A 13,912-nucleotide genomic window follows, 5' to 3' on the forward strand; every position below is an offset into this window, starting at 1 on the left:
GAAATTGGTGAAAACAGCATATGTGCATCATGCAGAGAGTGTAGCTGTGCAGATGATGGTTTTATATTTGTTACAGCGTGGCCTGCAGGTTACAGCAAGCTTCGCCACATCAGAACAAGCAGAGCAATTTCATTCCGATCTGTCTGTGCACGAGCAGAATAACTGCCGGACTCTCGTTGCGCCGAATCTGGAGATGAAGGAAATTGAATTCGCACTGTCAGCAGCTGCCGAGCATATGCAAGGACTCGACTTCTATATTCATGGCAGTAGCTGGGTAGATGAACAGTCTGAACTCCAAAGTGATCCGGCTGCTTTTGCTCTAACCAGTCATCGTCAGTTGAGTGAACTCTTTCTATATACTCGTGCAGCAGGTAATATCATGGCTCGTAAACAGAGTGGGCAGATGATTGTACCCATGCTGGCAGATATGCTGCATTATAGTGGATTTCCTTCTTCCCCGGTGTATAACCAGGGTGCCATGGCTTATGTCAAAAGCTTCGCCAAAGAAATGACACCTTTTCGGGTTCCGGTCAATACGTTGACGTTTGGCTACTACCGAGCGGAGAACCACAGGGGTACCGGACGAAGTCGCAGGAAGATCTACGATTTGTTTACCTTAAAACCTTCTGTGCCAGAGTTGGAAGAGCTTGTACAGGGTCTAGGTCTGTTACTCGATTATGGTCAGGGAATGAGTGGTCAAAATATAACGTGGGGTTACGGTATTCCGTCTGTGCTCTGATATGGTCTGAGACAATACGGCTTCAGTAATCTTCGAAAGAGGCAGAAGATGGGATATCAACAGAATAAAAACGATGCGGAGCAGGAGAACCGCCAGTCCGATGAACTGCTGGAAGAAGAATTGGAAGAGGTTGTCGGTGGGCTTGCAACCGTTTCAATTGCGCGTTGCAAAGTCTGCCACATTCGAATTGCGGTGTACGAGATGAGCGTATGTGCAGCTTGTTTTCGCAAAACCCAGGTTCCACTTGCAGGAGAAGGAGGCTAACCATGATCAGGAGATATGGTCGGCTGACCTTCTTGTTGTTGTTCATGTTAATTATAGGACTCATGATCTCGGCTTGTACAAGTGTATCGCGAGAAGTTGCACCAAAAAAAATAAGTCCGCAGACTGAAATGGCTCAGGCTCCAGCAGCAGATACGGACGTCGCAGCAGCTAAGGGAAGTGAGCCAAGAGTCTATACTGCTGAAGAATTGGAAGGATATCCGGAGGATATTCGGGATATTTTGATTAGGGGCAAGCTGCGGATTGGATTGAAGGTGGAGGACAGCTATCCGTTTTTTTACACCGATGAAGAAGGGGTACTGCGCGGGAGCGATGTTGAGCTTGCCAACGACATCGCTCTTAAACTTGGGGTGAAATCGGAATATATCCGAACAGCTGATTCTTTTGATGAGGTGATTGATCAAGTGTCTTCCGGGGAGGTGGATGTCGGCATATCCAAATTGAGCATCACCCTGGAGCGGGCGAAGCGAGTACTGTTCTCCAATGCGTATCTGCATTTCAAACAAGCACTGCTGATTAACCGCCTTCAACTTGCGGAACTTGGCAAACAAGGTGAATTTACCGATGTGCTAACGCTTCTTCAGCAACGCGGAACACAGATCGGCATTGTGCGAGGTACGTCTTACGTAGGCTTTACACGCGAGCTTTTTCCCACGCAAGAACAGACTGCCTACAAGAATACTTCCGAATTATTTGATCATGTGCGGCAAGGCGAAGTGATCGCTGCTGTCTATGATGCTTTTGAGATCTCACGTTATTTGAATCAGAATCCTGCCTACTCCCTTGACCTTCAATATGTGCAGCTGGAGGATCAGGATGACGATATTGCCATCGCCGTTGATCCGCGCCGCATGCATCTCCACCAGTGGATTAACACGTATCTTCACATGCAGGAAAAGAACATTCAGCGCTGGCTTGAAAACTATGGCATCTGAACAATAGGGTTGTGCTATGATACATGGATGAGCCATATAGTACACTTTTTAATTCAATAAAAGGGAGGAAATCAGCGGTGGGACTTCCATGAAAAAACATATACCCTATCTGTATTTCATCATTCCGATTGTTCTGTTTTTTCTGATTCTCACTGTACTGATTTTGTTCCAATTGCCCCCTAGTCCCAATAAGCAGGAAGTTCAGGATGGACATCTGTCCCTGACTGATAAATCCCTAATCACTGACGAAGGGAGCCAGTTGGATGGTGTGTGGGCATTCTATTGGGAGCAATTACTGGAGCCCAAGGATTTTGCAAGCGGCCATACGGGTCCGGTAAGTTACGTTAATGTTCCAGAATCTTGGGGGAATTACGAGATCAATGGGCGCAAGCTTGGTAATACGGGATTTGCCACGTATCGTCTGGTGGTGGATTTACCTGAGCAAGATATAGAGCTGGGATTACTAACCTCAGGGATAACTTCCGCACACCGATTGTGGATTAATGGCAAACTTGTATCGGAAAGTGGGATTGTGGGTCGAACGTTAAAGGAATCTTCTTCATATAAGGTGCCTGCTCTGATCCGAATGGAGGCAGGGCAGACCCAAGCTGATATTATCATTCAAGTTTCGAACTATACACATCGAAAAGCGGGACTGTTTGGCTCTCTAACGATTGGTGAATATAATCAACTGAATCAATCCATGAAATACAAATTGGTATCCGAGAGCATGATTATTGGCTGCATGTTGATTATGGGGCTCTACCATATCCTGTTGTACACACTGCTACGCAAAAATCGGGAGTCTCTGTATTTTGGTCTGATCTGTATTCTGCTGGCCATGAAGAACAGCTCTGATTCCCAGTACATTTTATCAGAGCTTATTCCGGGAATGAGTGGTGATACGTTCCTCAAAATTGAGTATTTAGGCTTCTTGGGCAGCTCCCCACTTGCTCTACTTTTTTGTTACTCCATTTTCCCCAACGAAATGTCCAAACGATTGCGTGATATATTTTGGATTCCAGGGTTGCTGTTCACTTTATTTATCCTGTTCACACCTGCTCAGGTATACACGAAGTTTGCGTTGTTCATGCAGGCATACGCCATTTTGATCGGGTTTGTGATCATTCAATATGTGGTCCGAGCTGCTATGAAAAATGTTGCTGGTGCGCGCTGGATGCTGGCAGGTACCGTAGTATTCTTCATTACTGTAGTGAATGATATCTTAATGAATAACGGTATGATTCGAACAGGAATCTACTTCTCGTACGGTCTTCTCTTTCTTATTCTCTGTCTGTCGATTGTTGTATCAACCCGATTTTCCAATGCCATGAAAACCAATGAACGCTTGTCTTCGCGTCTGCTTGATTTGGATCGGGTTAAAGATGAGTTTCTCGCTAATACCTCTCACGAGCTTCGTACACCGCTCAACGGAATTATCGGGCTTACCCAGTCGTTGCTATATAGCATGAATGACCGATTGGAAGATAGTCAACGAATGCACCTGAACATGATCGTTTCAAGTGGCCAGCGTATGTCTTTTCTGATTAACGATATTCTGGATTATGCACTTCTTAAGAATAACGATATGCGTCTGCATCGAACCCAAATAAATCTGCACCAATTGGTCGAGGTAGTCCTCACCGTGGTTAAGCCGCTCATTACAGGCAGGGATCTCATATTACACAATCGAATTGATCCTCATTTTCCACCGATTGAAGCAGATGAGAATCGAATGCAGCAAATTTTATTTAATCTGATCGGCAATGCGATCAAGTACACGCCATCAGGTTATATTGTGATTCGTGCACAGGTTGTGCAGGGTGATGTGGAAATTCAGGTAGAGGATACGGGGATTGGCATACCGGAGGATAAATTTGCAATCATTTTCAATCCATTCGAGAAGCTTGAATCCATTGATAACACGGGTACCGGACTTGGACTGAAAATCACCAAGCAACTTGTCGAGCTGCATGGAGGAGTGATTAAAGTACAGTCAAAAGTGAATCAGGGCTCCCTGTTCTCGTTCACGGTCGGGCAGCATAAGAAGAAGAATGCTTCATCTGCGCTACCGGATAAGCAAAACAATGAATTTATTCAGAACGGTGTAAACACCTTTAGCTCTGTTACAGAAGTTAAGATAGCCAGTTCACATCATGTTAATGTCGAAGTCAGTTCCGAGAAAGAATCGGAGTTACAACCTTATCACGTGTTGATTGTGGACGATGAACCCGTTAACCTGCAAGTGGTGATTCAGCAGCTTGCACCACTGGCATGTGTGTTTGAAATTGCGAACAGTGGTACTGAAGCACTCGCGCGTTTGAATGAATTGCAGGATATCGATCTGGTGATTACGGATATGATGATGGTCGGCATGTCGGGATATGAACTATGCGGATTGATCAGGGAGCGTTACAGCCTGATTGAGTTACCTATTCTGATTATGACAGCGAGCAATCGAGATGACACGATTACAGCTTGTTTTGCTGCTGGAGCCAATGATTATATTTCAAAACCGATTGGACGTAATGAACTCATAAGCCGTGTACGTACACTGTTGTTATTAAAAAGGTCTGCTCAAGAGTTAAGTCTGAATGCACAGGAACTTGCAGAGCTGAATCAGCAGTTATCCGAGTTGAATATCAACCTGGAGCATCGTATTCAGGATCGTACGGTAGAGCTGGAGCAGAAAAATAAGGATCTGGGCCGTCTGGAATTGTCACGCAGACGATTGCTGAGTGATATATCACATGAACTCCGCACACCGATGACAGCAATTCAGGGTTATGTGGAGGCGATTGTATCCGGGTTGGTGGATAACGAAGAGGACCAAAAAGTATATCTGCAAATGGTCTTAGTGAAGGCTCTGGGGTTGAATCGTCTGATTCACGATCTATTCGAGCTGTCCCGTCTGGAATCTGGCAAGACTGAAATGATCTTAATCATGATGAGCTTACAGGAATTAATGGATACCATTCAGGACAAATTCAGGCTGGACATTACGCGTGCTGATCTGAGCTATGAGTTTCAGGTCAACATTCCTACTGCTCAGCGAAGGGATTATCAAGTCGTGATCGATATGGATCGTATTACCCAGGTGTTGACGAATCTGGTGTTTAACGCAATTCAGCATACAGGTGCAGATGGGATGATCCGTCTCCATTGTTCCATTGAGGAATGGGAAAGTGACGGTGATTCGCCGGGACAACTCACCATTCGTGTGGAGGACACTGGAGCAGGTATTATGGAAGAGTCACTTCCCTTTGTATTTGATCGCTTTTTCCGTGAGAAACATGATCGGCATGTGGTTCAGGGTAGTGGTATTGGACTTGCGATTGCGAAGGAAATCATCCAATATCATGATGGGAACATTTACGTAGAAAGTGCGGTCGGAAAAGGGAGTTCCTTTTATTTCACGCTACCTCTGTATGTTTTGGATTAGGGGATGACAAGGATCTCGATGATTAAGTCGGAAATGATTGAGTTCCACAGGAAAACGAGTACTCAGGGTTCACCCCGGTACTCGTTTTTTATTATGCTTGGAACACTTTGGGAGCCAGTTTTAAGTGTCAATTCGATGATGATGAAGAAGCGGCAGCAGCCGATGCTGCGGCAGTTGCGGCCATGGCTGCTTGTTGAGCGATGATAATATTTGTGATACTGGTTGAGATTGCTGTCGTAAGCACACCGTTCCGCAGATTCTCCACATGTTGAATGGCTATCAACGCGGATGAGAACAAGAGCAACTCCTGTTTATCGATCGACCAGGCACCGAAGCCTTGTTGAGTCCGTAACCAGTCATTTGTTTCCGCGACTTCATCCACTAACGAGTCTCTGTCTGAAGGCAGTAGAGAAAGTATTCCGAGAGAGGCTAACGTATACGTTTTGTCCATTCGAAAATTCCTTTTGCGAAAAGCTTCATTTAAAGCAATCACACGAGCCCCTGCATCCGGGGTATCCTCTCCAAGAACCAGGACCTGTGTTAACGCCTGCACACTATTTCTGGAAGAGAACTCTGGTTTTAATTCCCCATAAAGTTGTTCCATACGTGCCACACCAGTGTCCACCTCGAGATCGGAAAGGGCTAACATGGCAGCGAAAATGTAGTCATCCTGTCCAGTGAGGAAACGATGCTCTGCTTTCATGCCATCATAAAATGATTTGGCCCGCTCCACCGTAGGTTGAAACTGGTCAGGTGATGTCTGAGTAGCGATCTGATAGGCGGCAATAACCAGATAATCGGAGTTGCGGAATTTGATCTCTTTCATTAAGTCATAGACATGCAAGGTGTCTGCCAGTCTCGTCTCTTCATCCGTTGTAAGGGAGAGCATGGCAGCAATGCTAATGGCCGAATTACCTCTGAATGCAGAGAAGAGTTTTGTGTTTTGCTTAATCAACTCATGGCTTTGACGAATAGCTTCCCCATCGGCTGTTTTATTCTCCGCTGCATAGAGCAGGGCAGCCAGACGTTGCATCATCGCGTGTTGCCATTTGAACGACTTCTTGATGATCTGGGTGTTGGAAACAAATAATTCAACTCGTTCCGTATGTTGTTGTTGCATAGGCACACCTCCATACTCACTTTTATTTTACAGTACCCTATTTCATGATTAGATTACCTTCACGCTGTAGCATGACCTCTTCCAACGCCTTGAATCTGCTGGATTCGGGGTCTACGTCACTGACAGACAAACGTACCTTCTTTAAGTTAGGCAGATTCAATAACAGACTTGGATCGGAGAACGATGTTTTACATAAATCCAATATCTCCAGGCCGGTTAGGGTAGAAATGAAATCCCATGACTTGGGTTTAAGTTTGGTCACATCAAGGTTTTCAATGTTTGCATATCCGAAAGTCAGACTTTTCAGCTTCGTAAATTCCTTTAACGGCTCAAACGTTGTAATGGATTTGATATCCTGAAGAACCAGGGTTTCCAGATCGTAGGCCGTACCGGGAGGAGTAAACCATTTATACTTGAGATGACTCTCTATGTATGAAGCTGCTCCGTCTACGATGGCATATTTTGATTTGGCGTAATCCACTTTTTACCTCCATTTAAGAAAATATAGAGTAGACTATCAATCTATTATTACCCTTTTATTTAAGGGGGGTCACTTCCATAAATAAGAGAGTCTAGTTGTTGAATATAAAAAAGACCGCAATCAGCGGTCGTAGGTTAGATTGATCGGTGATATAGGACTAATCTAATTGAAAGAAATTGTGTAGGCTACGTTAGGGTATGCCGTCGTCGATCCTGGAACACGTTCTACGACAGTGATCAGCGTACCCGGATTGTAGTAGGCTGACCCGCCATTGTAAGTATTGTTGCTTACGATAACTGTACCGAGGTCGAGTGTCGTATTATTGTAGTTCCAGTAGTAGCGCAGTTGAAGGGTATTGGCTGCATTTGTCGTAATTTTCACGCTGGTACCAGTCGTTTTAGCGTTAGGAAGAATATAGGCGTATCCTTGCCCGGCCGAAAGCGCATGGGAATAGGTGCTTCCATAACTTACGATGGCGGGATTAGCGGAAGCGGTCAGGCTAAACAGAAGGGAGATACCTAGAATAAGTGCAAAAAATGTGCTAATGCGTCTTTTCATAGAATGCCCATCCTCTCAAAATAAAGTGTTTTTATAGTTTAACTCAATGTAAACCAAAAACCTTTTCGAAACGGATTGGAGCCCCTCCTTATTCAGTTTATGTTAGCGCTAACATTCCTAACGACTATAATATATACCAATAAAATACAGATGTAAATAGTGGATCAGATTAGATGATTAGGAATATTAAATGAATTAAAGCAATCATTCCCATAGGGTAGATGAATGATCTGGAGAACCCATTTTTAAATTCATTTCGAGGGTGCTTTTCGAAAAAGAAGTGTAATAGGATATGTATGATGAAAAAGATATCCAGCACCCAAAATGTAATGGTCTGATACGAGCTAAAAAGCAGAGAGAGGATGATCGTATACATTGGCAAGTGAATCCAAGTGAAATACCTGTAGGCTTTATCATCTTCCATATCTTTTAACACCATAAACAATTTCCACTCGGACCGCCGGATGGCATCCATTTCGTGCAATAGAAATAATGATAAATTAAACAAAAATAAGACTAATAAAAAGTCAGGCATGTAAAGCCTCCCATTTTTCAATTTTATACAAGCAGTTCAATAGCGACAAGTCACATACGGTATTGCAACCTAAATATACAATACGTGAGTTGTCCTTTGGGGGTTCCAGCAACCTCCCTGTAGTGTCATGTATTAGAAAAGTCTCTTTCACTTTCCCTACACAACGGTGCCAAGCATTGTTGAATGAGTTGTCTGCCATATTCATTAAGCGGTTATCCTATACCTATATGTGTAGTGAGTCCGTTTCCTCACATTCCTTGTTGTATTTCTGCGGCACATCTCGTACAATTTGGTGAAGCAATTCTGCATTGCGTTAATGTGAAAATTAAAGATTACATCAGGAAGCTGTACACAAGAAAAGGGGAGAATCGTTTGGAATCAAAGCAACTATCTAGAGGGCTAAAGCCCCGCCATGTAGAGCTGATTGCACTCGGAGGTACAATCGGCGTTGGTTTGTTCATGGGATCGGCAAGTACGATCAAATGGGCAGGTCCATCCGTGCTGCTGGCTTATTTATTGGCTGGTATCGTTATCTTTTTTGTCATGCGTATTATGGGTGAAATGTTGATTCAGGAGCCGGTAACCGGTTCGTTTGCTACATTTGCTCACAAATATATTGGTCCGCTTGCCGGATTCCTGACCGCTTGGAGCTATTGGTTCCTGTGGGTTACGGTGGGTATGGCGGAAGTTACGGCGATTGGCATCTATGTCGGGTATTGGTTCCCGGATATTCCGCAGTGGCTCCCGGCACTTGCTGGGGTGCTGATCATTGCAGCAGCGAATCTGGCGGCGGTGAAGTTCTATGGGGAATTTGAATTCTGGTTTGCGATGATCAAGGTGACGGCTATTGTGGCGATGATCGTGATCGGAACCGGGCTCATCTTCTTCGGCTGGGGGAACGGAGGACAGCCAATCGGGCTGTCGAATCTGTTTAGCCATGGCGGATTCTTTCCTGGAGGGATCAAAGGTTTCCTCTTTGCGCTGTGTATCGTAACGGCTGCGTATCAAGGGGTGGAGATGGTCGGTATTACAGCAGGCGAAGCGGAGAATCCGAAACACACTTTGCGTAAAGCGATCAAAAATATCGTGTGGCGTATTCTTATTTTCTACGTTGGTGCCATATTTGTTATCGTAACCCTGTACCCTTGGAACGAGGTAGGCGAGACGGGAAGCCCGTTCGTGCTCACCTTTGCCAAAGTTGGTATTGTGGCTGCAGCGGGGATCATTAACTTTGTGGTGCTGACGGCGGCCATGTCGGGATGTAACAGCGGGATCTACAGTGCGGGACGGATGTTATACACGCTGGCTGAGAATGGGCAGGCACCAGCCTTTTTCAAAAAGCTGTCCAAAGGCGGGGTTCCCCGCAACAGTATAGTCATTACAATCTCCTTGCTGCTGATTGGGGTTGTGCTGAACTACCTGATGCCGGACTCCAAATTGTTCCTGTACATATACAGTGCAAGCGTTCTTCCGGGTATGGTTCCGTGGTTTGCGCTGGCGTTCAGTCAGTTCCGATTCAGAAAGCGTTGGGGCAACGAGATGGCGGATCATAACTTCAAGTCCAAATGGTTCCCGATCAGCAATTACATCATTATTGTGTATCTGATCCTCGTCATTATCGGTATGGCGTTTAACCCGGATACGCGCTTGCCTCTGATTGTTGGTGCTACGTTTATGGCAATCGTGGTGGCTGGATATTTTGCATTTGGCATCGGAAAAAGACAACGGATAGATGGCGGCGAAAATCGCTAGTTTCGTACTCCAAAGTCAATTTATAACGTAATTTCATACGTGCATTCCTTGAAATGATTGGAGAACCTGAGGGTGATTCAGCGACATTCAGGGAGTGCATTTTTTTATTCGAAAAAATCATGCTTGAATCTCCTGTAACTGGAGGTTTTATGATTGGAGGTATAAGAGCCGCCGCGCGACACAATTCAAATTAAATTGCGGCAGACAAGGGAGGCGTTAAGCATATGAGGACAATAGAATGGATTTATCTTATTTTCAACCTGCTTATATTCGTGGGGGGAATCGGGATCGGGAGACAGAATCAACATTTTCGGAAAATGGTATGGGGTGGATTTGTCATATCGGGTGTGCTGTTGATCATCCATGGTGTGGTCGAAGGACTTCGTTGGCCGATGATTCCGGCGTATCTGCTCACGTTGGTTCTACTGGTTGTGTTATTTACAAAGGCAAGACGCCAGCGACAGTCAGGTGTAACCTCGCTTAACAGTAAACGTTCCGGGACATCTGCTTCAAGATCATCTGTGGTGGGGAAATTCGGACGTGTTCGAATTATCGCAACGTCTCTTCTGGTTTTGGTATACGCTATTGTGAGCATTGGCTTGCCGCTGCTGTTCCCGGTGTTTTCGTTTGCCAAGCCAGCAGGTCCTTATGGAATTGGAACGGTATCCTACGATTGGATAGATAACAGCCGGGAGGAGTTGCTGACGAGTGACGCCGGAGATAAACGGGAGCTGATGGTACAGATCTGGTATCCAACGAATCCAGACGTAGAGGGCGCAACAGCTCCTTATGTTAGTAAGCCGTATATCTATGCGACAGCCTTCAATGAAGTGCTGAAACTGCCAAAGCTTTTATTTTCCAGTCTGAGTCAGGTCAAAACACATGCGATACAGGAAGCTCAGTTGTCTGATGCCGAAGCCAAGTATCCGGTTGTTCTTTTCTCTCATGGTCTGCATGGCTATGAAAATCAGAATACGTTTCAGGTCGAGCAGCTGGTGAGTCAAGGATACATCGTGGTGGGCATTAATCACACGTATAACAGTCTGGTGTCCGTATTCCCGGATGGACGTGTGGCACAGTTTGAATCTGAAGGGAAAGAAGGCTTTGAGCAGCTGCAATTCAGTTACATGGACAAGTTGAATGAGACATGGGTGAAGGATGCACAGTTTGTACTGGATGAGGTAGAGAAGTTGGGAACGGGAGATCCGAGCGGACGCTTTACAGGACATATGGATCTGGACAACATCGGTATGTTTGGGCATTCATTTGGCGGAGCAACGACAGTACAGATGTTAATGGATGATCCGCGTGTGAAAGCAGGCATGAATATGGACGGTGTATTGTTTGGCGAGAAACGTATTCCTGCGGAAGGCGTGGGCAAGCCGTTCCTGATGATGAGTGCAGACTCAACCGTTGCAGGCACAAGTGTGATGAGTGACGAGGAAATTGCTGCGATGGGCACGACCCGTCCGGAAGCGGAGAAATATTACGAGGAAGTGTACGAGCGCTATGAGCCGGTAACCGCAGGAGGGAACTTCTGGATGGAGCTGACCAACACCAAACATCTGAGTTTCTCCGACCTCTACCTGATCTCTCCACTGCTCGAATGGACACAGGGTGTAGATGCGCGGGGAGCGCAACAGTTGGTCAACGATACAACGATTGATTTCTTCAACCACTACTTGAAAGGGCAAACGCTCCATATGGACAAGGAAGTGGGAGAACATGAGTCCTATTCGTTAAAAAAAGGCTAAACGTATAAATGGAAGGAGACTGAAATTCAGTCTTCTTCCATTTGTTTTAAACGTAACCGCATGCCCTCCTGCAGCAGGTTAATGCCATCTACAATCTGGCTCCATTCGGGATTCATCACCTTGCACAGCTTGTTAAAACGCAGAATGCGATCCGTCACGGAGTTCAGCATATATCGGGCCTGTTTGCGAAAAAATACTTCAGGTGTTTCGACATGCTCAGCGCTGGCATACATCAACACAAAGTCCCACACCATACTTTGCACAGCAGGGCTATCGATAGCCCAACGCTTGTCCAGAGCTTCGGTAGTGCGAATGCGAATAGCCTCCATTTTTTTCACCCAGACGTTCGCTTCGACTTGTGGCTGATTCGCCATAATGAAGAATGGAAGCTCCAGCCGAGCCAGATCGGCCCAATAGGCCGGATCATTGATCAGTTCCTGAATTTCCTTCCAGGCCAGTGTTTGCTGAGCCGTCAGTTTGGTATCTTTCATCATGTATTTATCGAAAAAGTGCAGAAACGACACTCTCCAATCCTGCGGAATGCTGTCCAGCAGATGGGATTCATCCATCTTGGCAGCAACAAATTGTTTTCGCCTGCTTGCATTGGCCGATAGCGATTCTACCAGATTGGAGATATACGTGAGAGATTGTTCGGAATGTAAGGAAGTTTCTTCTTCATGCTGCTTGGCTTGCTGCAAAACGGAGAGCATGGAATTCATCGTGTCGATCTGGGTTTCCAAGGCTTCAATCTGCAGATCCAACGCCTGTGCTACCGCCAGTTCACCAGACATGAGCTTTCGAATATCCGGTATGCTGAAATTCAGATAACGTAGTGTTGTAATGAGTTCGAGTTGCCACAAGTCTTGCGTTGTATAGAGTCGATGCCCGCCTTCCGTATGACTGGAGGGTTGTAACAGTTCAATTTCATCGTAATAACGGATCGTTTTCACCGTGGAGCCGATCAGTTTGGCTGCTTCACCGATGGAATAGGGTTCTTTATTTGCTTTCAACGAGATCACCTCATGTTCTATTATACAATCTCCAGTTAGGGGAGATTCAATATGTGACAGTTGTCTGGGAATCCGGTTAGCTTAGTTTAAATAACGCCCAACTCGGTTACAAAGGAAAGAGTGCAACTTTTATAAAACAACTTCTGATAATAAATTTAACATTTACATGATAACGAAGAGCACAGAAATAACCTGAAGAAACCAAGTGTTCGCCTTTATCACCGGATTTTCCCCTTAAATAAGGGAGAGAAAAAAATCTGGGGATAACAGCGATCGGAAGGTTATTCTGTGATCGTAGTGGTCACTGTAAATAACCGAGGAGGAATTGAACATGGATAATCAAGATCAGCACACCATGCAAGATCCAACGACACAATATCCGAAGGCTACACCGGAGTGGAAACAGCAGCAGGATGAGCCGGGACTTCAGCGTGAGATGACTCCTGTTCCTGATGCGGGTGAGAAAAGTTATAAAGGCAGCGGACGTTTAACAGGACGCAAAGCGGTTGTGACCGGAGCCGATAGCGGAATTGGCCGGGCGGCTGCGATTGCGTTTGCCCGTGAAGGTGCAGATGTTGTTCTGGCCTATCTGCCGGAAGAGGAAGCAGATGCGCAGGAAGTTGTGAAGCTGATTGAGGAAGCCGGGCGCAAAGCGATCACAATGCCAGGTGACCTTAAGGATGAGAAATACTGTGAAGAACTCATTGAATCTGCGGTAAAAGAGCTTGGCGGGATTGATATTCTTGCTAACGTGGCAGGTAAACAACAGTTTGTAGAGCAGATTGCGGATCTGACCACCGAGCAATTCGATGCGACGTTCAAAACAAATGTCTATTCCATGTTCTGGCTCTGCAAAGCAGCTGTGAAACACATGAAGCCGGGCAGCTCCATTATCAACACATCATCGATTCAGGCGTACAAACCTTCGCCAATCCTGCTGGATTATGCCACAACAAAGGCATCGATTAACACGTTCAGCAAAGCGCTGGCGCAACAGGTGGGTAGCAAAGGAATTCGTGTCAACGTTGTTGCACCAGGCCCGGTATGGACACCACTTCAGGTCGTGGGTGGACAACCAGTCGAGAAGCTGGCCGATTTTGGCTCCAATACACCACTTGGTAGAGCAGGACAACCTGCAGAGATGGCTCCGGCATTTGTGTTCCTGGCAAGCCAGGAATCCAGCTATGTGAGCGGCGAGACACTGAATGCTAACGGCGGTACGGTTAGTCCATAAAAGTTAAATATAAATGGCCTATGAATCATAGGTCAGTCATCATAAACTAGTTAAGCAAAACACTCCATTC

General features: G+C 45.7%; 12 protein-coding genes. 7 read left to right on the forward strand and 5 right to left on the reverse strand.

The window, feature by feature from the left end:
* Positions 1-7: 7 nt before the first annotated feature.
* The 4 genes from QVE09_RS24095 to QVE09_RS24110 all read left to right on the forward strand — a co-directional run bounded on the left by QVE09_RS24095 (position 8) and on the right by QVE09_RS24110 (position 5,398).
* Positions 8-739, forward strand: coding sequence for an SDR family oxidoreductase (locus QVE09_RS24095; RefSeq protein ID WP_315938856.1), 732 nt, complete (start codon positions 8-10; stop codon positions 737-739).
* Between the two features lie 48 nt (positions 740-787).
* Positions 788-1,003 carry a hypothetical protein gene (locus QVE09_RS24100; protein ID WP_315938857.1) on the forward strand — a complete coding sequence of 72 codons (216 nt, stop codon included), beginning with the start codon at positions 788-790 and terminating at the stop codon, positions 1,001-1,003.
* Between the two features lie 2 nt (positions 1,004-1,005).
* Complete coding sequence (locus tag QVE09_RS24105) at positions 1,006-1,956, forward strand: substrate-binding periplasmic protein (RefSeq protein WP_315938858.1); 951 nt, start codon at positions 1,006-1,008, stop codon at positions 1,954-1,956.
* Positions 1,957-2,044: 88 nt separating this feature from the next.
* Positions 2,045-5,398, forward strand: a complete 3,354-nt coding sequence (locus tag QVE09_RS24110; protein ID WP_315938859.1) for an ATP-binding protein — start codon at positions 2,045-2,047, stop codon at positions 5,396-5,398.
* Between the two features lie 127 nt (positions 5,399-5,525).
* Here the strand turns inward: QVE09_RS24110 and QVE09_RS24115 are convergent, their stop codons facing one another.
* The 4 genes from QVE09_RS24115 to QVE09_RS24130 all read right to left on the reverse strand — a co-directional run bounded on the left by QVE09_RS24115 (position 5,526) and on the right by QVE09_RS24130 (position 8,092).
* A complete protein-coding gene (locus QVE09_RS24115) occupies positions 5,526-6,518 on the reverse strand; it encodes a DUF4003 family protein (protein ID WP_315938860.1) in 993 nt (330 codons plus the stop codon).
* Positions 6,519-6,555: 37 nt separating this feature from the next.
* Positions 6,556-6,999 (reverse strand): hypothetical protein, encoded by a 444-nt coding sequence (locus tag QVE09_RS24120; RefSeq protein WP_315938861.1) that lies wholly within the window; start codon positions 6,997-6,999, stop codon positions 6,556-6,558.
* 162 nt (positions 7,000-7,161) lie between these two features.
* Entirely contained in the window at positions 7,162-7,557 is a 396-nt protein-coding gene (locus QVE09_RS24125) for a hypothetical protein (RefSeq protein WP_036606000.1), read from the reverse strand.
* Between the two features lie 169 nt (positions 7,558-7,726).
* Entirely contained in the window at positions 7,727-8,092 is a 366-nt protein-coding gene (locus QVE09_RS24130) for a DUF6713 family protein (RefSeq protein WP_315938862.1), read from the reverse strand.
* A 372-nt stretch (positions 8,093-8,464) separates the two neighbouring features.
* Here QVE09_RS24130 and QVE09_RS24135 point away from each other — a divergent pair, with 372 nt between their 5' ends.
* Together QVE09_RS24135 and QVE09_RS24140 are read left to right on the forward strand one after the other, a co-directional pair.
* Positions 8,465-9,844: an amino acid permease gene (locus QVE09_RS24135; protein ID WP_315938863.1), complete on the forward strand. Its 1,380-nt coding sequence runs from the start codon at positions 8,465-8,467 to the stop codon at positions 9,842-9,844.
* A gap of 224 nt (positions 9,845-10,068) precedes the next feature.
* Positions 10,069-11,598 (forward strand): alpha/beta hydrolase family protein, encoded by a 1,530-nt coding sequence (locus QVE09_RS24140; RefSeq protein WP_315938864.1) that lies wholly within the window; start codon positions 10,069-10,071, stop codon positions 11,596-11,598.
* 26 nt (positions 11,599-11,624) lie between these two features.
* Here the strand turns inward: QVE09_RS24140 and QVE09_RS24145 are convergent, their stop codons facing one another.
* On the reverse strand, positions 11,625-12,608 hold the full coding sequence (locus QVE09_RS24145) for a MerR family transcriptional regulator (RefSeq protein WP_315938865.1): 984 nt from the start codon (positions 12,606-12,608) through the stop codon (positions 11,625-11,627).
* A gap of 331 nt (positions 12,609-12,939) precedes the next feature.
* Between QVE09_RS24145 and QVE09_RS24150 the strand changes: the two genes are divergently transcribed.
* Complete coding sequence (locus QVE09_RS24150) at positions 12,940-13,842, forward strand: SDR family oxidoreductase (RefSeq protein WP_315938866.1); 903 nt, start codon at positions 12,940-12,942, stop codon at positions 13,840-13,842.
* Positions 13,843-13,912 lie beyond the last annotated feature (70 nt).

The sequence above is a fragment of the Paenibacillus sp. ClWae2A genome (genome assembly GCF_032452295.1).
Lineage (GTDB): Bacteria > Bacillota > Bacilli > Paenibacillales > Paenibacillaceae > Paenibacillus.

Excerpts from the sequence above, each read along its gene's own strand:
- QVE09_RS24100 (WP_315938857.1), top strand. The coding sequence starts at position 788 with ATGGGATATCAACAGAATAAAAACGATGCGGAGCAGGAGAACCGCCAG.
- QVE09_RS24105 (WP_315938858.1), top strand. The coding sequence starts at position 1,006 with ATGATCAGGAGATATGGTCGGCTGACCTTCTTGTTGTTGTTCATGTTA.
- QVE09_RS24110 (WP_315938859.1), top strand. The coding sequence starts at position 2,045 with ATGAAAAAACATATACCCTATCTGTATTTCATCATTCCGATTGTTCTG.
- QVE09_RS24115 (WP_315938860.1), bottom strand. The coding sequence starts at position 6,518 with ATGCAACAACAACATACGGAACGAGTTGAATTATTTGTTTCCAACACC.
- QVE09_RS24125 (WP_036606000.1), bottom strand. The coding sequence starts at position 7,557 with ATGAAAAGACGCATTAGCACATTTTTTGCACTTATTCTAGGTATCTCC.
- QVE09_RS24130 (WP_315938862.1), bottom strand. The coding sequence starts at position 8,092 with ATGCCTGACTTTTTATTAGTCTTATTTTTGTTTAATTTATCATTATTT.
- QVE09_RS24140 (WP_315938864.1), top strand. The coding sequence starts at position 10,069 with ATGAGGACAATAGAATGGATTTATCTTATTTTCAACCTGCTTATATTC.
- QVE09_RS24150 (WP_315938866.1), top strand. The coding sequence starts at position 12,940 with ATGGATAATCAAGATCAGCACACCATGCAAGATCCAACGACACAATAT.